This is a genomic window from Pseudolactococcus laudensis (assembly GCF_013449735.1).
In the GTDB taxonomy this organism is placed as follows: domain Bacteria; phylum Bacillota; class Bacilli; order Lactobacillales; family Streptococcaceae; genus Pseudolactococcus; species Pseudolactococcus laudensis.
Genome location: NZ_JACBNY010000003.1, coordinates 150,829 through 171,123, shown reverse-complemented (window position 1 = coordinate 171,123; position 20,295 = coordinate 150,829). Strand labels below are relative to the sequence as shown.

Below are 20,295 nucleotides of genomic sequence, written 5' to 3'. Positions count from 1 at the left end.
TCCACTAATGTTTTTCTGATAAAAGACAAAATGCCTACATAAAAAATGTTTAGACCGACCTATAACCGGACTAAACATTTTATATCGTCATTCGATTGCAACATCTCCATTTTGGCTCATGATAATTAACTTAGCCTGACTTTGATCAGATTGATTCAAATCATGGTTCTTCTTAATATCTTTCTCACCCCATTTTGTTTCAGCATAAAATTCAGGTAAGCGAGATTTTTTTATTTCAATATCACCATTTTGATTCGTAATTTTTCCGCCAATCGTGATGTTAGTTTGTTTCAAGGCAATCTCACCATTTTGATTGGTTACAGTCAAATTATCAACCTCAGAACGTTCAAACTTAATATCTCCGTTTGTGGCTGTTAGTGTCGCATTTTTTATGACAATGTTTTCAAAATCGAAATCACCGTTAGTACTTTTAGCAACAATAGTAGATAACTGCTCTGCCTCTGGTATCGTAATGATAATTTTATTTGACCTATAGACAACACCAAAACCTAAACTTGCGGTCCCGTCTCCGTCTCCATTATCTGTAACACTTAATCGACCATCATTAAAGCTAACTTTAGTGTCATTTTTACCCGATAAAATGTATGAGGTCACGCCAAATTTATCACCTTTAACAAATTCGACATCTGCGTTTTTAACCTCAATCTCAAGTGATTTAATCTTCGATTCATCTGTTGGAAGGTCGTGCTTATAAGTCCTAACCGACATTCTTTTGTCAGTTTGATATTTAAAGCCATTATCCCAGACAAGACTACCTGGTTTTTCAAACTGCCAGATCACTGCTGCTGCTAATGTTCCCAAAGTGAGTAACAGTGCGCCAATAATCTTTTTTCTTTTATGCGTCATCTTGCACACCCCTTCTCCCTACAGTTTTCTTTCCTATCCATCGAATCATCACAAACACCCAATGCTTTAAGCCTTTAACCATGGACATGACGAGGGGCCAAAGTAAGATGAAAGCACCAATTACGGCAATCCCAGCTGCAATATAAAACAGACCGCCTAGGACAGATTGGGTCAAAACTAGAATACCACCGATAACACATATAACAGCTGCAAAACCAAATGCACCGAGGGTCACAACAAGTGAAAAAGCAAGTGCCGCAAAGGTTACTACAATAGCGAAAATCAGTGCGATAACAGTAATTGCAACAGGAATCAAAATTGGTGATGCGAGTAGAGCTAGGATGATAATCTTAGCCAGACCAAGCGGTGATTTTTGATTTTCTTCTGGCACATTACGCGCCTCATCCATGTAGTAATCCGCAACCAATCGACGCGCCAAATTTTTAGGCGTCCCAAACTCAGACACTGCCTGACCGTCTGTCAGCTGACCTTCATAGAAATACTGTTCGTAATAAAGCATGGCATCACTAATTTCAGACTCAGGAAGAGCCTTCAAATTTGCCTGTAAATCCTGTAAATAATTCATGCTGCACCTCCTAAAATCTCACTAATTCCTGCCGAAAAGTCTTGCCACTCCCGCTTAATCTCAACCAAGTGCTTTTGGCCCAATGGTGTAATCTGATAATACCGCCTCATTCGTCCCTCAAATGCCTCATCGTAGGTGATTAAGTCACCATTTTTTTGTAGACGGCGCAGAACTGGGTACATGGTAGATTCTGATACATTCACGTGTTTTTGAATTTCTTTTGTTAACAGATAGCCATACATATCTTGACTGTCAAGAATTGCAAGAACACTCCCATCCAGTAAGGCAGTTGGTATTTGAATCGTCATATGATATACCCTCCTATACTATTTACTATATACCATTATACTATACCATAAATAGTATAATGTCAAGTATAAACATACCCTAAAAACAAAAAAATAGAGACTGAGACAAAAGCTCTCAGTCATTAAAAGAGAAAAGCAGACTCAGATAATCAAATTGATTGTCTGAGTCTACTTTTTTTATTTGCCTAATTTTCCAGAAAGAATATTTGTTAGAGACTTTTGTCCCAATCTCTATTTTGATACTAGCACGCCATTCAATCATGATTTACGAGCTAGTCTGATTGAATAACATAACGGTACTAAGACAATCAATATTAGACTCACACCAAATGTTAAAACAGCAACCATTGGATACCAAGTACTAACAATTCCTCCTATAATCATGATAAGACCTGATATGACTAACATGATAGCGCCTATTCGGTTAGTTTTTTGCCAGTTATCTGGATTGCTCATGGTCTTAGGAAAACGGAAACCAACAACTCTATTTTGTGATGTTTTAGGGATATAATTTCCTAAGAGAATAAAGATAATCCCAACAATCACCATAGTAATCAAGGCAACATCTAAATGATAACCGAGTGACTCAGCCAATACCAAAAACTGGATTACTAAAGAAAGCGCGGGAAGTAACCAAGTCATCACCCTTGCCAGTTTTTCATTTGTAGTGTTTGCTATTTGTAAACTAAATTGAACGATGATATTTGTCACAATCATGATAAGAGGAATAAGAAGAACCCCCACCAATTTCGTCGCATAACCATTCGGTTCACCATCTAGTCCCCAGTGAATCGGCATTTTCTCCGGCAATTTTGAATAAACAGCTAACCCCATAACAATTGGCAGTAAACCAACTAGTGTCGGCCATAACATTTTTTTAAGTTTCATTTGTCTCTCCTATCTGAGAATCCACTTCACGAATTATCTCCACTAAATGTCTTCTCCTGTAAAACTTTTCAACCAGAGCATAGTTTCTTCAAATACGCTGAGATTGAGTTCATAATAGATAAAATTTTTATACTTACTTTCACGAATCAAATCAGCATCCTTTAGCTGTTTCAAATGATTTGAAATCGTGGCACTGCTCAAGGCAAATTGCTCACTGATCTCACCGGCAGATAATCGACCTGATTTTAATAATGTCAAAATATCTCGGCGAACTGGATTCGAAATCGCTTTGAGGGTCACTTGTAAACTCATCAGCTTTCACTCCTTTTCTATTTCGTTTTATCTCTAAATAGATTATACTACTATTTCGTAAAAAGTCAAAATAGATTATCAAAAAAAATAGCTTTAACTTGCTATTTTTTCACTTGTTTAAAAATTAAGACGACTAAAACTGATAAAATTACTGTTAACATCAGGATTAGGGTAGGAAAAATACTAAAACTCAAAATCTTAAATAAGGCGCTAAATAACAGTGGAAAAACGAGTATCCCTAGCATACAAAATCCGACATTATAAGAGATAACCCTTTGAGCTATTAGCTCAGGATACATTTGATTGGGTAACATCATCATCAATGGATAAAGTGGCGACATCGCCAATCCTAACAAGAAAACTGTCCCCATTGTATAAAGACCTGGTGGTAGAAAGAGAGTAATGCTCATCAGTAATAACAACCCTAAGTGGCTGTAGATAATTGTTTTATCCTGCATAAAGCGCGTTAGGGCACCTGTAACGAATCGGCCGACCATTAAGCCTAGCCAAAATAGTGTGGTGAAAAATGCTGCCTGAGCATTATTGACTTGGAAATTTTCGACATAGTAGGTCGCTAGGAAAATTCCCATGACTGCTTCTATGGCATAAAAGAAGTAAAAAATAGGATTAATCAAATAGCTGAGTTTAAATTTTTGATTCGTTTCTGCGTTAGTTTTGTGTGAGGTGCTCTCCTGGCTATCGTCTCTTTCGGCGAAATGACGGCGATAAACAAAAATCAATAGTAAAATCAGAATTTCAAGCAAGGCAATAGCACCAATCGCAAAACGCCAACTTGAAAAAGTGGACAAGAAGAAGGTAAGAATGGCAGCACTCATGCTGACACCTACGCCATAAAAACCATGGAGGAGACTCATGAGAGAGCTAGGTAAGTGTTTGGCCGCAAAGTGATTGACCGTCACATCGATTGCACCTTGGCCGATACCCATAAAAGGTGTGGCAAGAAAAAGAACAATCGGATTTGACGTTATAATCATTAATATTAAACCAATGATCACACAAAGCATACTGGTCAAGATAACTTGCGCAACTGTTAAATACTTGGCAATTTTAGTGTAAAGCATGCTAGAGAAAAACGAAAACAACAGCATAATTGTTGTCAAGTAGCTGACTTGACTGGCTCCCATCTCATAACTCTGGCGCATACTTGGCCAAGCACTCCCAAGTATAGAATCCGGTAAACCTAGGGAAATGTAGATGATAAAATTTAAAACGACGAGTGTCGAAAGTGTGACTTTTTTAGACATGGTAACCTCTGTTAATCTATGGCAAATTAAGAAACGTAATAAAGCGCTTTCCACTATTATAACATGAGTCGCCTTAATTTTTCTTTCAATTTTTAGTATGCTAACAGAAAACAAAAAAATATAGACCTTAATCTACATTTTTAATGTTGCTTTATTTACTTGAACCACGTTTCACAAAACCATGTGGTAAAATCACGCGCTTACCTTCCACTTCTTCTTTGTTCATCATTTTTGTCAAAAGACGCATTGATACAGCACCTAAATCATATAAAGGTTGTTCAATAGAAGAAAGCGTTGGACGTGTGAATTCCGTGATAACTGAATTATTAGCCGTGATGATTTCAAACTCTTCTGGTACTTTAACACCACTGTTAACCAAACCATTCAACAAGCCAACGGCTACCTCATCATCCGTTACAACAGCTGCAGTCGCGCCTGATGCCTTCACCCGTTCTGCCAATTTCAACCCAGCAGGATAGCTATAAGTTGTCTCAAACACTAGACCTTCAGAGAAAGTCAAACCAGATTCAGCTAAAGCCTCTTGGTAGCCGAGCAAACGTTCCTTACCATTAATCGCATTGACCATCGGACCCGCAACGAGCGCAATTTTTTGATTGTTTTTCGCAAGCTCCAAGGTCACTTCCTTAGTCGCAACCGTATAGTCGATATTAACAGACGGAATTTGGTCTTCTGGGTCAACAGCTCCAGCCAAAACGATTGGCGTACGCGTACGCGAAAATTCAGCACGAATTTTATCAGATAAGTTATGCGCTAGGAAAACAAGACCATCAACCTGCTTGGCAAGCAACGTATTAACAACATTAATTTCCTTACCATCATCACCATCTGAATTCGCAATGACGATATTATACTTATACATGGTCGCAATATCATCAATACCACGCGCCAAGCTCGCAAAATAACTGTTGGCAATGTCGGGTATCACCACACCAACCGTTGTTGTTTTTTTAGAGGCTAGACCACGAGCCACTGCATTTGGGCGATAGTCCAGACGTTCGATAACGTCTAAAACCTTACGACGTGTAGTTTCTTTCACATTCTGATTGCCGTTAACAACGCGGCTGACTGTTGCCATCGAGACTCCTGCCTCACGCGCGACATCGTATATTGTAATTGTTTCGCTTTCCATTATGACATACTCCTTATTTTGTGTTGTGTCTTTTTTCATGAAAATAATATTTTCATTTCATTCCTATATATTTTATCACTTTATGAAAAGGTTTTCAAGAACTTTTGCACCTTTTTTTCAAAAAAATGTAATTTTTAATTAAAATAACTACTTTAACACCTAATCACTTACTATTCGTGCGTGCTAGTACTTAAAAAAACAAAAAAACACGCTTTGCGAGAGTGCCTTCGTGATTCAAACAAAATCACCCTAACACCTACTTGCACTGCGTGTTTGTTAATTGATTATACTTTGTTGATTAAACGAGACCTTGAGCCAACATTGCTTCAGAAACTTTTCTGAAACCAGCAATATTAGCACCTGCTAGTAAATTATCAGCCAAGCCAAATTCTTGAGCTGTATCACGACAATTTTCATAAATCATTTTCATGATTTTATCTAATTCTTGATCGACAGTTTCAAATGTCCATGACAAACGTGCTGAATTTTGACTCATTTCCAAAGCAGATACAGCAACACCCCCTGCATTTGCGGCTTTACCAGGACAGTAAACAACTTTAGCAGTTTGTAATAAGTCAACTGCCTCAAGCGTTGTTGGCATATTCGCACCTTCAGCCACAATCTTAACACCGTTTTCGATTAAACCAGCAACATGTTCAGGTAAAATTTCATTTTGAGTCGCACATGGTAGCGCAATATCTGCAGCGACTTGAAGTGTCCAAACAGATTGGTCTGCAATATATTCAGATTCAGGTCTAGCCTTAACATATTCTGTCAAACGTGCACGTTTGACTTCTTTAATCTCTTTCAAAAGTACCAAATCAATCCCAGCAGGATCATAAATATAGCCAGAAGAATCTGAAACGCTAACAACGAGACCACCCAATTCATGGACTTTTTCAATCGCATAGATAGCGACATTACCACTACCTGAAACCATGACTTTCTTACCTTCAAAGCTATCACCTTGGTCAGCTAAAAGATGTTTAACAAAGTAGACAAGGCCATAACCAGTCGCTTCTGTCCGTGCTAAAGAACCACCGAAAGTCAGACCTTTACCTGTCAAAACGCCTTGATCGTTACCACGCAAGCGTTTATATTGACCATACATGTAACCAATCTCACGACCACCTACCCCAATATCTCCAGCGGGGACATCTAAATTAGGACCAATATGACGATGTAATTCTGTCATGAAACTCTGACAAAAGCGCATGATTTCTGCATCAGACTTACCTTTAGGATCGAAATCCGAACCACCTTTACCGCCACCAATTGGTAGACCAGTTAAGGCATTTTTAAAGATTTGTTCAAATCCTAAAAATTTAAGGATAGATAAGTTGACTGAAGGATGAAATCTCAAACCGCCTTTATAAGGGCCGATTGCTGAATTAAATTGAACACGGAACCCTCGGTTGACTTGCCACTTACCGGCATCATCTTGCCACGGCACACGAAATTGAATGGCACGCTCAGGCTCAGTAATCATTTCTACTAAATTATGTTCTAAAATTTCTGGATGTTGCTCCAAAAAGGGTGTAAGGTTGGCAAAAAACTCATCAATAGCTTGCAAAAACTCTGGCTGATGTGGATCTTTAGCATGAATTTTCGCTTGCAATGCTGCTAGTTTTGGTGTTGTTTGTGACATAAGGCCTCCTTCGATTTGTAAAACATGATTGACAAGTTCATTATATCATATGATTCGCGTAAAAACCATTCTATTTATTCCAATTTTCAAACTTTATTAGATAACTATGACCTATTTTTGTATGGTAATTTATGTCACAAAGTGGCAAAATAGAGATATGACAAAACTAACTGAAATTGCCACATATCTCGGCAAAGAAAATTGGGATATGACTTTTATCACCAATCCAACGACTGTTAACTATTTAACAGGCTTTGCGATGGATCCTCACGAACGTATTTTAGGTTTGATGATTTTTCCTGATCGCGAACCGCTTTTGTTCACACCTGAGCTTGAGGTTGAAAAAGCTAAGGCTCATGTTAATTTTGATGTCATCGGTTACGCTGACAGTGAAAATCCTTGGGCTAAAATCAAGTCTCACTTGGTGGGACGCCAAATTAAAATAATTGCAGTCGAGTATGATCATCTGATTCTAAGTAAGTCTGACGGTCTCAAATCCGTCTTTGACGGCATCTCTTTTAATAACCTGACACCATTGATCAACCGGATGCGTCTGATCAAATCCGAAGATGAGATCCAAAAAATGATCGTCGCGGGCGAATATGCGGACAGATGTTTTGACATCGGTTTTCGGTTTGCGGCCTCTGAATCGGGGCTGACTGAGATGGATGTTGTTGCAAAGATTGAGTTTGAAATGAAACGTCAGGGCATTTCTGAGATGAGTTTTGATACCATGGTCTTGACTGGGGCGCGTGCGGCTAATCCTCACGGTGTGCCAGAGGCTGTGACAATTCAACAAAATAAACTCTTGCTTTTTGACTTAGGTGTCATGTCTAATGGCTATGCTTCTGATGCGAGTCGGACAATTTCGATCGGTCAGCCAAGTGATTTTGATCGGAAGATTTATGAGATTACACGAGAGGCGCAGCAAGCAGCTTTTGACTTTGTAAAACCTGGTGTGACGGCTTTTGAGGTTGATAAGGTGGCGCGCGATGTCATCACTAAAGCTGGTTATGGCGAATATTTCACACACCGAACTGGACACGGTATCGGCATGGATGTGCATGAATTTCCTTCAATCGGCGGTAGCGAAGATATTACTATTGAAAAGGGGATGTGTTTCTCAATTGAGCCTGGTATCTATATCCCGAATCAAGTGGGCGTGCGTATCGAAGATTGTCTCTATGTAACAGAAACTGGCGCTAAAAGTTTTACCCAAACATCAAAGGACTTGTTAATTTTTTAAACGATCGTCAAGCACCTGATATAACTGGTGCTTTTCGTTTTCTCTTTGTGCAATGGTTGCAGCTGATTCGCAAAGCTTATCAACGTTTGATAACAATTAAGATGTCAGGAAAACTAACATATCAAAAAACGGTTCTTTATTTTCTCGCATTTTTATGATAGAATTATAAAGAATATAGTTTGAATATTTTGAAAGGGAACCAAACATGAAAAAGAAATTATTGATGCTACTCACGGTTTTCATCACCTTATTCTCGGCAACTATTGTTAAAGCCGAAGATAAAGTGGTAAAAATAGCCAGTGACTCGACCTACGCGCCCTTCGAGTTCCAAGATGCAAATAAAAAATACGTCGGAATTGATGTTGACTTGATACAAAAAATCTCTGAGATGAATGGTTGGCAACTTGACCAATCCTTCCCAGGTTTCCAAGCTGCCCTAGATCAGCTGAACGCAGGTCAGACAGATGGTGTTATCGCTGGGATGTCTATCACAGATGAGCGGAAGAAAGTTTTCGATTTTTCTGATTCTTATTATGCGTCATCAGTTGTCATTGCTTCTAAAAAGGGCAATAAAATCACTGCCTATAATCAGCTGAAAGGTAAATCAGTTGGCGTGAAAAATGGCACAGCATCACAAGATTTCCTATCGAAAAACAAAGCTAAATACGGCTATACGATTAAAACTTATGATGAAGGCTCTCAGTTATATGAAAGCTTAAAAGTTGGTGCTGTTGATGCCATTATGGACGATGAGCCTGTACTCAAATACGCCATTAATCAAGGACAAGATTTTGAAATCAATATGTCTGGTGAAAAAATCGGGGACTACGGTTTTGCTGTCAAAAAAGGCACGCATGCTGATTTGATTACTGGCTTTAATAAAGCCTTGAAAGAACTCAGAGCGAATGGTGGCTACGATGCTATCCTCAATAAATATATCGCTACTGATAATGAATCCGATATTCAACCAGTTAAATCAGATTATCGCATTGTTTCAGATTCTCTTTTTGCACCTTTTGAATTCCAAAACTCTTCAAAAAATTATGTTGGGATTGATGTTGATTTAATGAAGGCAATTGCCAAAAATCAAAAATTCAATATCACCATGGACTTCGTCGGTTTTCAAACTGCAGTTGACCAAACACAATCTGGTCATGCTGATGGCATGATTGCTGGCATGTCAATTACCGATGAACGTAAAAAAGTTTTTGACTTCTCTGATCCTTATTTTACTGCTAATGCAACCATTGCTGTTAAAAGTACGACTACTGACATCAAATCTTACAAAGATTTGAAAGGTAAAACAGTCGGTGTCAAAAACGGAACAGCCTCACAAACCTTTTTAGATAAAAATAAAGATAAGTACGGTTATAAGCTTAAAGTTTTCGATGCTGCTGATACCATGTATGAAAGTTTAAATACTGGCTCTATTGATGCCTTTATGGACGATGAACCTGTCGTTAAATATGCAATTTTACAAGGTAAGAAGTTTGCAACACCTCTTGAACCTGAAAAAATCGGGGAATACGGTTTTGCTGTTAAAAAAGGGACAAATCCTGAATTGCTTGCCATGTTTAATGCTGGCCTCGCTAAACTCAAAGCCAACGGTGAATATGACACAATCATCGAAAAGTATATGGGTAACACAGATTCTGATGACAATAAAGTTGATGAATCTACTATGATCGGTATTATTAAAAACAACTGGCAACAATTAGCCAAAGGGCTTGGTTATACACTTTCGTTAACTATTGTTTCCTTTGTTCTAGCCTTGATCATTGGTGTTATTTTCGGTCTCTTTAGCGTTTCACCAAGTAAATTCTTAAAAGGGTTTACAAGAGTCTATGTCGATCTTGTTCGTGGTGTACCGCTTATGGTACTTGCTATCTTTATCTTCTACGGTGTACCAAACTTAATTGAATCGATTACTGGACATTCTAGTCCACTTAATGATTATGTGGCGGGTGTCATTGCGCTCACGTTAAATGCCTCAGCTTATATTGCTGAAATCGTCCGTGGTGGTGTTAATTCTGTTCCTATTGGTCAGATGGAGGCCTCACGTTCGCTTGGTATTTCATATGTTAAAACGATGCGCCGCGTCATTCTCCCACAAGCAGTTAAGATTACTATTCCTAGTTTGGTTAACCAATTCATCATCTCGCTGAAAGATACAACGATTATCTCAGCTATTGGTTTGATTGAATTACTTCAAACTGGTAAAATCATCGTTGCCCGTAACTTCCAATCATTTAAAGTTTACGGTTTGATTGCATTGATCTATCTCGTCGTTATTCTATCTTTAACCATCTTTGCACGTCGACTTGAAAGGAATATGAAATAATGGCAAAATTGAAAATTGATATCACTGATTTGCATAAATCATTTGGCAGTAATGAAGTCTTAAAAGGTATCACGACGCGATTTAATGAAGGCGATGTTGTTTGTATCATCGGTCCTTCTGGTTCTGGTAAGTCAACTTTCCTGAGAACATTGAACGGGTTAGAAGAAATTACATCTGGCACTGTTATTGTAGATGGCTATGATTTGACAAATAAAAAAACAAATCTTAATCAAGTCCGTCAAGAAGTCGGTATGGTGTTCCAACAATTCAACCTCTTCCCAAACATGACGGTACTTGAAAATATTACTTATGCACCACTTGAGCTCAAGAAATTGAGCAAAGATGAGGCGCATACAAAAGCCCTTGATTTGCTTAAAAAAGTTGGTCTTTCTGATAAAGCTGATGCCATGCCTGAGAGCTTATCTGGTGGTCAGAAACAACGTGTGGCAATTGCACGCGCACTTGCTATGGATCCAGATCTTATGCTCTTTGATGAGCCAACCTCAGCACTTGACCCAGAAATGGTTGGTGATGTCCTTGAAGTTATGCAAGAACTTGCTAAAGAAGGTATGACCATGCTCATCGTAACACATGAAATGGGCTTTGCACGTAAGGTGGCAAACCGAGTTATCTTCACAGATGGCGGTGAAATCTTGGAAGACAGCACACCTGATCAAGTCTTTGAAAATCCGCAACATCCACGCTTGAAAGACTTTTTGAATAAAGTTTTGAATGTTTAATTAATAAATAGGCTATGAATGAATTCTAACGTTAATAGAAATCGTTCATAGCCTATTTTAGTGTCATCTTCCGCAAAATTGTAAAACAACATTGTTATTCACTGACATAATACGAAATTGGTATTCTTTTGGCAAAACAATGCGAAATCGGTAAGAAAATTACCATTTTTGTGCGAAATCGGTATTCTTTTGGCAAAACAATACGAAATCGGTAAAAATAAGTTGTTTTTGTGCGAAACTCATATTACTTCGGCGAATAATATAAAAAAAGAGGCAAGTAAACCTGACCGTTTACTTGTCTCTTTTGGTGTCTGAGGACGTTTATCACAGCCTCTTTCAATCAACTGTTATTTCAATAACTTAGCAGCTTCTTCGTCCACAATCACGATAACATCATCATGTTTTTGAAGGATTGATGCTGGCATGCTTTCAGTCACTTCACCTTCAACCATTGCTTGAATAGCCTCAGATTTGCCTTCGCCCCAAGCCATGAGAACAATTGTTTTAGATTTCATGATGCTTGCGATACCCATAGATACTGCTTTTTTAGGCACATCAGCTTCACACTCGAAGTAACGTGCGTTGGCTTTGATTGTGCTTTCAGTCAAGTCTACCACGTGTGTTGTTGTATCAAATGGTGTACCAGGTTCGTTGAATCCGATGTGACCATTGTGACCGATACCCAAAATTTGGAAATCAATTGGATGTGCTTCGATAATAGCATCATAGTGTTTTGTTTCAGCTTCTAAATCTGCTGCTTTACCATCAGGTAAGAAGTTTTCTTTAAATGGTTTTTCATTGAATAAATGTTGGCTCATAAAGTAACGGTAAGATTGTTCATCAGAACCGTCAAGGCCGACATACTCATCAAGGTTGATAGAAGTTTTATCTGAAAAATCAATGTCACTGTTGATGATTTGGTTGTAGAATTCAACGGGTGTTGAACCTGTTGCCAAGCCAAATGTTTTTGCGCCAGCTGCGATTTGTTCTTTCAAGATGTCAAGGCCGACTTTAGCCCCTTCGAGTTGATCTTTAACTTTAATGATTTTCATGGTCTCTCCTTTATGCCAAGCATTTCAAATTATTGGTATAGACCAATTATAACGCTATTGGGTTAATTTGTCAAGCATTTACATCTTAAAAGTGATATAATTTATTTTATGAATATAGAAGATTTTAATTTCGACTTACCCGAAGAACTGATTGCCCAAACACCGCTTGAAAAACGCTCTGAAAGTCGCTTGCTCGTCATTGACAAGGCGACGCATACGATGGCAGATAAACACTTTTATGACATCATCGATGAGCTAGAGACTGGTGATACACTGGTGCTGAATAATACACGCGTGCTTCCCGCCCGCCTCCATGGACAGAAAGCCGATACAGGCGGCCATATTGAACTCCTGCTCCTGAAAAATACAGTGGCCGATACCTGGGAAGTGCTCGCCAAACCCGCTAAGAAGTTAAAAAATGGGACTGTGATTTCATTTGGTGATGGTCGATTGACAGCAACGGTTATTGACGATACCCTAGACCACGGTGGTCGCATTGTCACTTTTAACTACGATGGCATCTTTCTAGAAGTCCTAGAAAGTCTAGGCGAAATGCCGCTGCCACCTTATATCCATGAAAAACTCAAGGATCAAGGCCGTTACCAGACCGTTTATGCTAAAGAAAATGGTTCTGCAGCTGCACCAACGGCTGGCCTTCATTTTACAGATGAACTCTTGGCTCAGATTAAGACAAAAGGTGTGAACATCGCTTGGGTGACCTTGCATGTTGGTCTCGGTACTTTCCGTCCTGTCAGTGTTGACAACATTGAAGAACATGATATGCACAGTGAGTTTTATATCCTACCTGAAGAAACTGCTGATGTTATTAATGCCACAAAAGCTGCTGGTAAACGTGTGATTGCCGTTGGAACAACATCAATTCGAACACTTGAATCCGTTGCCCAAAAATTCGGTGGCAAAGTCCAAGCCGATAGCGACTGGACGAATATCTTCATTAAGCCAGGCTACAAATTCCAAGTCGTTGATGCCTTTTCAACCAACTTCCACTTGCCTAAGTCTACCTTAGTCATGCTTGTTTCTGCTTTTGCTGGCCGTGAATTTGTCTTAGACGCTTATCAACACGCCATTGATGAACATTATCGCTTCTTTAGCTTTGGTGACGCTATGTTTGTCAAATAAGGCAGTTTTGACACCTATGATAAAAATCCCCTATCTCAGTCTACTGTCGCAGTAATTGAGATAGAGGATTTTTTTCTTGTCTTGATTTTAAAGTATTTCTGGCATGATATCTGCCTTGGCATTGGCCGACTTGGTCGGCAATTGAGCTAAGATAATGGCGGTAAAGACGAGCGCACAGCCGATGAGTTCCCGACTAGATAAGCGATCGCCTAGGATGATAAAGCCTGCGAGAAGTGAAAAGACGGCTTCTAGGCTCATAATCATGGACGCTACGACGGGTTTGACGTGCTTTTGGGCGATGATTTGCAAGGTGTAGCCAATGCCTGCTGAAATTAAGCCAGCGTAGAGGATTGAGACTCTGGCTGAGATGATCCCTGACAACTCAAGGGGTTCAAAAAAGGGCAGTAAAATGAGGGAGATGAGCGCTGCAACGAAGAACTGGGTCATGGCGAAGTAAATCGGCTCGACTTTTGGTAAATAATAGTCTATAAAAAGGATTTGGCAGGCAAAGCCTATGGCACAAAAGAAGACATAGAAATCTCCTGTTTGGACGGTAAAGTTACCGCCTGCCAGACAAAGTAAATACATACCTAGAAGTGCAATGACAATACTCACCCAGATGCGCAGGCTGACCTTTTTCTTGAAGGCTAAACCAATCAAGGGAATGATGATGATATAAAGTGTTGTGATAAAACCAGCCTTACCAACTGTCGTATATTGAATGCCGATTTGTTGGAGGAAACTGGCGATAAACAGGAGGATACCGCAAAAACTGCCTGCCAGTAGAGACGTTTTGAGTTTGGCCTTAGTCATGTTTTTGTCGGCAAAGAAATAGGCGCAGGGTAAGACGGCAAGGCCACCTAGAAAATAGCGGCTGGCACTAAAAGTCAGTGGTCCGACATCGGTCGTCCCGACTTTTTGAGCGACAAAGGCGATACCCCAAATAAATGCCGTCAACATTAATAGTAAACAAGATTCGATTTGTTTTTTGTTCATCGCACTTATGTTTCACTTTCTAGGATGTAGTCTCGTTTAATTTGAATGAAGGTCTGAATCAGCTGTAAAATCTGAAAAAGTCTTGCACGTGCTTCAAACTCTTCACGGGTTTTGGGTAGGTCGCTAGCTCGATAGATGTCCAGTGTTTCTTTTACTTGTTGCATCAGCGCTTTTCCATCGTTATCTTTAGCATAACTTTTGCCAATCTCCTTAAAGAGTTGGTTCAAGGCTGTCAACTGATCTTTTTGGACAGTAACTTCGATTTGAAGTAAAATTTCAGCGATTTCATGGAAAATTTCAACTTGTGTGGCACGCATGGCAAAGTAATCATAACTAGTCCCTGCACCACCATCGCCAAATCGATTATCCATATGTGTTCTTGCTAAAGCTAAACTTTCAGAAATATACTGCTCTAAATCCTCTACTTTATGTAAAAAATGTGCTTGCTCAGATTGTTTGTTCATAATAAAACTCAAGCGCTTAAACAAATCTCTAAAATGATGCTCCACTCGTTTTTCTCGTTCCGATAATTCTTCCTGAAGATTAGGCATTCTGAGATTAACGATAAATGCTAAGGATATAGCGATAAAATTAAGCAAGAATTCATTAAGCAAAAGCTGAGGTGTGATTTGGGTAGCTATCAAAAGATGTGTCACTAGGACTGCATTGGGTGCAATCCCTTCTGACATGCCACAAGCAGCAGAATAGGGTATAAAAATCAGTAGAAAAAGACCAAATACCAAGACATGATGACCTAAAATTGAGAACAACACAACCGATATAATCATGGCAGCTAAAAAATTAAGTAAGCGATTCTTACCACTTTGATAGGTTGATTTTTTTGTATTACCAACACTTAATATCGCAATGATACCTGCGGCTGTAGCATATTCTAAATGTAAGGCGTTTGCAATGATAATGGCCAGACTAGCCGCAATGACTGTCTTGACCGTTCGTGGACCTATCTTAAAATCTTTCGGTAAAATCTTCATAGTTTATTATAACATATCCCTTTTTATGAGTTGCTAGAATTGCACTCAGCGATAGTTTTTCTGAGTCTGGAAGTCTCCAGATGTTAAAAATGCAGTCTGAGCATGAACTCAGACTACATTTTCCAAATTAATAAAAGGATACTTTTTCTTTCAACCCGATGTTATAATCGTGTTCGTAATCATAGAGTGGGGTTGGGTAAATGCCGTCGAAATAAGAGGTACAGATTTGGTCACCTAGGCCAATAGCGTCTTTCAAGCCGTCTATTGACAAGAAATGGAGGCTATCTGAGCCGATGATTTCATTGATTTCTGGTACAGTGTGGTTAGCTGCGATGAGTTCCTGACGCGTTTGAATGTCAATGCCATAGAAACATGGATAAGCAAGGGGTGGGCTTGCAATGACGACGTGGACTTCTGCTGCGCCTGCTTCTTTAAGGAGTTTGACGATTCGTTTTGAGGTCGTACCACGCACGATAGAGTCATCTACCATGACAACGCGCTTGCCGGCGACAACACTGCGAACGCCTGAGAGTTTCATCCGAACGCCTTGCTCACGTAATTCCTGTGTGGGTTGGATGAAGGTGCGTTGGATGTACTGGTTTTTGACCAAGCCCATTTCGTAAGGCAGTCCTGACTCTTCTGCAAAACCTGAGGCTGCAGAAAGCGATGAATTAGGCACACCGACGACGATATCTGCTTCAATATGTGGATTTTCCTTAGCTAAGAGACGCCCCATATTTTTTCGAGCTGTATGGATATTGACGCCATTGATATTGCTATCAGGGCGTGCAAAATAGATGAACTCCATGCTACAAATTTTCATGTCAACATCGGTCGTATAGGTATCAACATGAACACCTTTATCGTCAATGGTCACGACTTGACCAGGTAGGACATCCTGAACAAAGGTTGCACCCACAACATCCAAAGCACAAGTTTCACTGGCAATAACATAGGCACCATTCGTCAGCTGACCAATTGAAAGTGGTCTGAACCCATTAGGGTCAAGTGCTGCGATGATTTTATCGTCTGTCATTAAAAGATAAGCAAAGCCACCTTTAACCGTGTTAAGCGCAGATTTAACATTGTCCATGAGGTTAGTCGAAAAACCACAACGAATTAAATGCATGAGAATTTCCGTATCTGAGTTGCTGTGGAAAATCGCACCTTTAGATTCTAATTCACGTTTTAATGTTCGCGTATTAGTCAAATTACCATTATGACAAAGTCCGAGCTGACCGTCGTAAAAATTGAATAAAAATGGTTGCACATTATCAATTGACGCTGAACCTGCTGTTGCATAACGGACATGGCCGATTGCTGCGTGGCCTGTCAATTTCTCAAGATGCTTTTCATCTCTAAAGACTTCTGATAAGAGTCCAAGGTCACGATGACCCTTGAGTTTCCCTTTATCATTTGAGATGATGCCTGCGCCTTCCTGGCCTCGATGTTGTAAAGCATGCAAGCCAAAATAAGTTAGCCTGGCAGCTTCGGGATGCCCCCAAACACCAAATAGACCACATTCTTCGTTAAGTGATTTTACTTCGTAAGTCATTTTGCACCATTCTTTAAATTTTTCTGTGATTTCTAAATATCTGTCAATTGCTATAACAGGACTTTAGAAACATCTCATGACCTTTATTTTACACTTATTGTTAAGCAAAATACAGTAAAAATCTTTGATTTAAGAGACAATACAGAGTAATTGTTCGGTTTTTACATGTTTTCTGATTTAGCAGTTGACATGGCACAAAATACGCTTGGAAAAACTGTTATTTCTGTACGAAATTCGCATGTTTCCTAAAAATCAATGCAAATTCCGTAAAACAATAACCGAAAGAAAAAAAGCAAACTAGCTCAATCACTTTGATTGCCTAATTTGCTTCTCTCTTTCAGTGATTGAGAACAATTGTTCCAACCACTTTGATAATCTAAGATTTAATTATCTTCTCCAGCGTCAACTGTTTCATCGTCATGTAACTTACCCGTTTCTTGGTAATGTTTGTACATGGCGTCAATTTCAGCTTTAAATTCTTCTAACATGACAGCCTCGTCCACTGTCTTGATGATTTTACCTTTTTTAAAGAGCATACCTTTACCTGCACCACCCGCAAGACCGATATCAGCTTCACGCGCTTCACCTGGACCATTAACACCACAACCAAGAATCGCAACGGTAATAGGTGCCTTAATATTGGCGATATATTCTTCAAGTTCTTGTGCGATTGGAATTAAATCAATTTCAATCCGACCACAAGTTGGGCAAGAGACAAGTGTTGCCGCATTATCAATCAAACCAAATGATTTAATGACTTCACGACCAACCTTGATCTCTTCACGCGGATCAGCCGACAAAGAAATCCGCATGGTATCACCGATACCAAGTGACAAAAGCGCACCCATACCAGCTGCTGATTTAACAGAGCCAGAAAACAAAGGACCAGCCTCTGTAATCCCTAAATGAAGGGGATAATCAAAGCGTTCAGCAGCTAATTTATAAGCTTCAAGTGCCAATTCAACATTGGATGCTTTCATCGAAATGATGATGTCATGAAAATCCAATTCTTCTAGGATTTCAACGTGCTCAATCGCTGATTCCAACATCCCTTGGGCAGTTGGATAGCCATATTTTTGCAAAAATTTCTTTTCAAGTGAGCCTGCATTGACCCCAATACGAATCGGAATATTATGTGCTTTACAAGCCTCTACAACTTTAGCCACACGGTCTTTACGACCAATATTCCCAGGATTAATCCGAATTTTATCAACACCTGACTCGATAGCTTGCAAAGCCAAACGATAGTCAAAGTGAATATCTGCCACTAAAGGAATATTAATCTGAGCTTTAATCTCTTTAATCGCAATCGCCGCTTCCATATCTGGCACAGCAACACGTACTAATTGACAGCCCGCTTCTTCAAGCTGATTGATTTGCTCAACAGTTGCTGCGACATCCTGTGTCTTAGTCGTACACATGGATTGCAAAATCACTTTGTTACGACCACCAATGATGACAGCATTTGGACCATCACCAACTTTGACAGCACGAGTCTTTCTTCTATGTGTTAAAGTCAAAATCTGACCTACTTTCTTTCTTAACTAAAAACGTTACCTTCTAAATTATATCAAAAAAACGTCGTAATAGTTTACGAACGCTTTAAGATTTTGTCACAATTTGGTAAGGCTTAGCGAAATACTCAGCTCTACCAAAAGGATATCAGATGATTGCCAAGATAATAAAGTTAAGGATAAACAGGAAGTTGACCACCCAGATGATTGGGCTAACTTCTTTGGCTTTACCTGTTACAACTTTTGTGATAGCGAAGAAGATGAAACCTGCAGCGATACCGTATGAGATGCTGTAAGCAAGACCCATAAAGATTGATGCGAAGAAAGCAGGAATCGCTTCTTCCAAATCAGTCCAGTTGATTTCTTTAAATGAGCCAAGCATCATGACACCAACGATGATTAAAACTGGTGCTGTTGCTGCACTCGGCACGATTGAGATAAATGGTAGTAAAACTGATGACAAGAGGAAACAGATAGCTGTAACAACTGATGTCAAACCAGTACGACCACCGGCACCAATACCTGCTGCCGATTCAACATAAGTCGTTGTATTAGATGTTCCAAAAATCGCACCAATAGAAGTTGCTGTCGCATCTGCAAACAAGGCTTTATCCATTTTAGATGAGAAACCAGAACCATTTTCAAGAGACGCTTCATCTTCTTCTGAGAAGATACCTGAACGACGACCTGTTCCGATGAATGTCCCAATAGTATCAAAAGTGTCAGACAATGAGAAAGCTAGAATTGTCATCAAGACTTGTGGAATTTTAGCAGAATCAGAGAATAACGTTCCCATTCCTTTGTGACTAAAAGCAGCACCAAAAGTTTCACCTAATTCATTAAAAGCTGAACCAAGGGAGTTTGCTTTAAAGTCAATTGCGCTTAAATCAACCACACCAGCGAAAATTGCCAAAATAGTTGTGGCAACGATTGAAATTAAAATCGCTCCTTTAACATTTTTAACAACCAAAATCACAGTAATAGCAATACCAATTAAAGCGACAAGAACAGCTGGTTGGTTAAAGTTAACCAACGACGGAACAGCAGATGCAGCACCTTCAATTGTTGCCGTACCTTTATCCGCACCCTTACCAACAACAGTATAAGTTCCTGGGTCAAGTGTAAATTTCAATAGACCAGCATTTTTAATTCCGATATAAGCAATGAAGACCCCGATACCACCACCAATAGCGTGTTGGATGCTCTCAGGAATTGCTTTGATAATCATTTTACGAATTTTAGTCACTGTGATTAAAATATTGATAATCCCACAAATGAATACCATCGCAAGTGCTTCTTGCCAAGAATAACCAAGGCCAAAAACTACTGTAAACGTAAAGAAAGCATTCAGCCCCATACCTGGCGCTTGTGCATAAGGGACGTTAGCAAAAAGTCCCATAATCAAAGTCCCGATAACAGAGGCAATGATTGTCGCTAAGAAAACAGCTTGATAAGGCATGCCAGTTTTCGATAACATATCTGGATTGACAAATAAAATATAGCTCATAGCAAAGAACGTTGTCAATCCTGCCATAATCTCGCGACTGACTGTTGTGCCGCTCTCTTTAAGTTTAAAAAACTTATCCATAATATCCTTCTTCCATAAAAAATAAATTATTAATACTAACCTATTCTAATGTAAGCTATCAGGACTTTCAAGGGAAACACACAGAATTAACTGACTTTCCTGATTAA

The 20,295-nt window shown here is 39.3% G+C and carries 18 protein-coding genes; 4 read left to right on the top strand and 14 right to left on the bottom strand.

Annotated features, from left to right (window positions below):
• Positions 1-87: 87 nt before the first annotated feature.
• From HZR21_RS03490 to gdhA, 8 genes are all read right to left on the bottom strand, one after another.
• Positions 88-867, bottom strand: a complete 780-nt coding sequence (locus HZR21_RS03490) for a DUF4097 family beta strand repeat-containing protein (protein ID WP_180746419.1) — start codon at positions 865-867, stop codon at positions 88-90.
• Positions 857-1,453 carry a DUF1700 domain-containing protein gene (locus tag HZR21_RS03485; protein ID WP_180746417.1) on the bottom strand — a complete coding sequence of 199 codons (597 nt, stop codon included), beginning with the start codon at positions 1,451-1,453 and terminating at the stop codon, positions 857-859. Before HZR21_RS03485 ends, HZR21_RS03490 begins: the two co-directional genes overlap by 11 nt.
• Complete coding sequence (locus HZR21_RS03480) at positions 1,450-1,761, bottom strand: PadR family transcriptional regulator (RefSeq protein ID WP_003137818.1); 312 nt, start codon at positions 1,759-1,761, stop codon at positions 1,450-1,452. Before HZR21_RS03480 ends, HZR21_RS03485 begins: the two co-directional genes overlap by 4 nt.
• 258 nt (positions 1,762-2,019) lie before the next feature.
• Entirely contained in the window at positions 2,020-2,649 is a 630-nt protein-coding gene (locus HZR21_RS03475; protein WP_180746415.1) for an SdpI family protein, read from the bottom strand.
• 42 nt (positions 2,650-2,691) lie between these two features.
• On the bottom strand, positions 2,692-2,961 hold the full coding sequence (locus tag HZR21_RS03470) for an autorepressor SdpR family transcription factor (protein WP_180746413.1): 270 nt from the start codon (positions 2,959-2,961) through the stop codon (positions 2,692-2,694).
• A 101-nt stretch (positions 2,962-3,062) separates the two neighbouring features.
• Positions 3,063-4,226 carry an MFS transporter gene (locus HZR21_RS03465; RefSeq protein WP_180746411.1) on the bottom strand — a complete coding sequence of 388 codons (1,164 nt, stop codon included), beginning with the start codon at positions 4,224-4,226 and terminating at the stop codon, positions 3,063-3,065.
• A gap of 151 nt (positions 4,227-4,377) precedes the next feature.
• A complete protein-coding gene (gene ccpA, locus HZR21_RS03460) occupies positions 4,378-5,376 on the bottom strand; it encodes a catabolite control protein A (RefSeq protein WP_180746409.1) in 999 nt (332 codons plus the stop codon).
• Positions 5,377-5,674: 298 nt separating this feature from the next.
• Positions 5,675-7,024, bottom strand: coding sequence for an NADP-specific glutamate dehydrogenase (gene gdhA, locus HZR21_RS03455; protein WP_180746407.1), 1,350 nt, complete (start codon positions 7,022-7,024; stop codon positions 5,675-5,677).
• 157 nt (positions 7,025-7,181) lie between these two features.
• On the opposite strand from gdhA, the gene HZR21_RS03450 reads away from it, so the two are divergent.
• The 3 genes from HZR21_RS03450 to HZR21_RS03440 all read left to right on the top strand — a co-directional run bounded on the left by HZR21_RS03450 (position 7,182) and on the right by HZR21_RS03440 (position 11,351).
• Positions 7,182-8,270, top strand: coding sequence for a M24 family metallopeptidase (locus HZR21_RS03450; RefSeq protein ID WP_180746406.1), 1,089 nt, complete (start codon positions 7,182-7,184; stop codon positions 8,268-8,270).
• A gap of 205 nt (positions 8,271-8,475) precedes the next feature.
• The gene (locus tag HZR21_RS03445) at positions 8,476-10,611 is read left to right on the top strand and encodes an ABC transporter substrate-binding protein/permease (protein ID WP_180746404.1); all 2,136 of its coding nucleotides are present in this window, start codon (positions 8,476-8,478) and stop codon (positions 10,609-10,611) included.
• Positions 10,611-11,351 carry an amino acid ABC transporter ATP-binding protein gene (locus HZR21_RS03440; RefSeq protein WP_180746402.1) on the top strand — a complete coding sequence of 247 codons (741 nt, stop codon included), beginning with the start codon at positions 10,611-10,613 and terminating at the stop codon, positions 11,349-11,351. Before HZR21_RS03445 ends, HZR21_RS03440 begins: the two co-directional genes overlap by 1 nt.
• 347 nt (positions 11,352-11,698) lie before the next feature.
• On the opposite strand, the gene HZR21_RS03435 is transcribed toward HZR21_RS03440, so the two are convergent.
• Positions 11,699-12,403 carry a glucosamine-6-phosphate deaminase gene (locus HZR21_RS03435; RefSeq protein WP_003137801.1) on the bottom strand — a complete coding sequence of 235 codons (705 nt, stop codon included), beginning with the start codon at positions 12,401-12,403 and terminating at the stop codon, positions 11,699-11,701.
• A gap of 108 nt (positions 12,404-12,511) precedes the next feature.
• On the opposite strand from HZR21_RS03435, the gene queA reads away from it, so the two are divergent.
• Complete coding sequence (gene queA / locus HZR21_RS03430) at positions 12,512-13,543, top strand: tRNA preQ1(34) S-adenosylmethionine ribosyltransferase-isomerase QueA (protein WP_180746400.1); 1,032 nt, start codon at positions 12,512-12,514, stop codon at positions 13,541-13,543.
• An 87-nt stretch (positions 13,544-13,630) separates the two neighbouring features.
• Here the strand turns inward: queA and HZR21_RS03425 are convergent, their stop codons facing one another.
• The 5 genes from HZR21_RS03425 to HZR21_RS03405 form a co-directional block, all read right to left on the bottom strand.
• On the bottom strand, positions 13,631-14,539 hold the full coding sequence (locus HZR21_RS03425; RefSeq protein WP_180746398.1) for a DMT family transporter: 909 nt from the start codon (positions 14,537-14,539) through the stop codon (positions 13,631-13,633).
• Between the two features lie 5 nt (positions 14,540-14,544).
• On the bottom strand, positions 14,545-15,531 hold the full coding sequence (locus HZR21_RS03420; protein ID WP_180746396.1) for an aromatic acid exporter family protein: 987 nt from the start codon (positions 15,529-15,531) through the stop codon (positions 14,545-14,547).
• A 127-nt stretch (positions 15,532-15,658) separates the two neighbouring features.
• Positions 15,659-17,086: an amidophosphoribosyltransferase gene (purF, locus tag HZR21_RS03415; RefSeq protein ID WP_180746394.1), complete on the bottom strand. Its 1,428-nt coding sequence runs from the start codon at positions 17,084-17,086 to the stop codon at positions 15,659-15,661.
• 383 nt (positions 17,087-17,469) lie between these two features.
• Positions 17,470-18,606, bottom strand: coding sequence for a flavodoxin-dependent (E)-4-hydroxy-3-methylbut-2-enyl-diphosphate synthase (gene ispG, locus HZR21_RS03410; RefSeq protein WP_003137796.1), 1,137 nt, complete (start codon positions 18,604-18,606; stop codon positions 17,470-17,472).
• Between the two features lie 142 nt (positions 18,607-18,748).
• Complete coding sequence (locus HZR21_RS03405) at positions 18,749-20,188, bottom strand: NCS2 family permease (protein WP_180746392.1); 1,440 nt, start codon at positions 20,186-20,188, stop codon at positions 18,749-18,751.
• Between the last annotated feature and the right edge of the window lie 107 nt (positions 20,189-20,295).

Coding starts and splice junctions, on each gene's coding strand:
- HZR21_RS03420 (WP_180746396.1), bottom strand. CDS start 15,531: ATGAAGATTTTACCGAAAGATTTTAAGATAGGTCCACGAACGGTCAAG.
- HZR21_RS03450 (WP_180746406.1), top strand. CDS start 7,182: ATGACAAAACTAACTGAAATTGCCACATATCTCGGCAAAGAAAATTGG.
- ccpA (WP_180746409.1), bottom strand. CDS start 5,376: ATGGAAAGCGAAACAATTACAATATACGATGTCGCGCGTGAGGCAGGA.
- HZR21_RS03465 (WP_180746411.1), bottom strand. CDS start 4,226: ATGTCTAAAAAAGTCACACTTTCGACACTCGTCGTTTTAAATTTTATC.
- HZR21_RS03445 (WP_180746404.1), top strand. CDS start 8,476: ATGAAAAAGAAATTATTGATGCTACTCACGGTTTTCATCACCTTATTC.
- HZR21_RS03440 (WP_180746402.1), top strand. CDS start 10,611: ATGGCAAAATTGAAAATTGATATCACTGATTTGCATAAATCATTTGGC.
- HZR21_RS03405 (WP_180746392.1), bottom strand. CDS start 20,188: ATGGATAAGTTTTTTAAACTTAAAGAGAGCGGCACAACAGTCAGTCGC.
- gdhA (WP_180746407.1), bottom strand. CDS start 7,024: ATGTCACAAACAACACCAAAACTAGCAGCATTGCAAGCGAAAATTCAT.
- queA (WP_180746400.1), top strand. CDS start 12,512: ATGAATATAGAAGATTTTAATTTCGACTTACCCGAAGAACTGATTGCC.
- HZR21_RS03470 (WP_180746413.1), bottom strand. CDS start 2,961: ATGAGTTTACAAGTGACCCTCAAAGCGATTTCGAATCCAGTTCGCCGA.
- HZR21_RS03425 (WP_180746398.1), bottom strand. CDS start 14,539: ATGAACAAAAAACAAATCGAATCTTGTTTACTATTAATGTTGACGGCA.
- HZR21_RS03490 (WP_180746419.1), bottom strand. CDS start 867: ATGACGCATAAAAGAAAAAAGATTATTGGCGCACTGTTACTCACTTTG.
- HZR21_RS03480 (WP_003137818.1), bottom strand. CDS start 1,761: ATGACGATTCAAATACCAACTGCCTTACTGGATGGGAGTGTTCTTGCA.
- HZR21_RS03485 (WP_180746417.1), bottom strand. CDS start 1,453: ATGAATTATTTACAGGATTTACAGGCAAATTTGAAGGCTCTTCCTGAG.
- HZR21_RS03435 (WP_003137801.1), bottom strand. CDS start 12,403: ATGAAAATCATTAAAGTTAAAGATCAACTCGAAGGGGCTAAAGTCGGC.
- HZR21_RS03475 (WP_180746415.1), bottom strand. CDS start 2,649: ATGAAACTTAAAAAAATGTTATGGCCGACACTAGTTGGTTTACTGCCA.
- purF (WP_180746394.1), bottom strand. CDS start 17,086: ATGACTTACGAAGTAAAATCACTTAACGAAGAATGTGGTCTATTTGGT.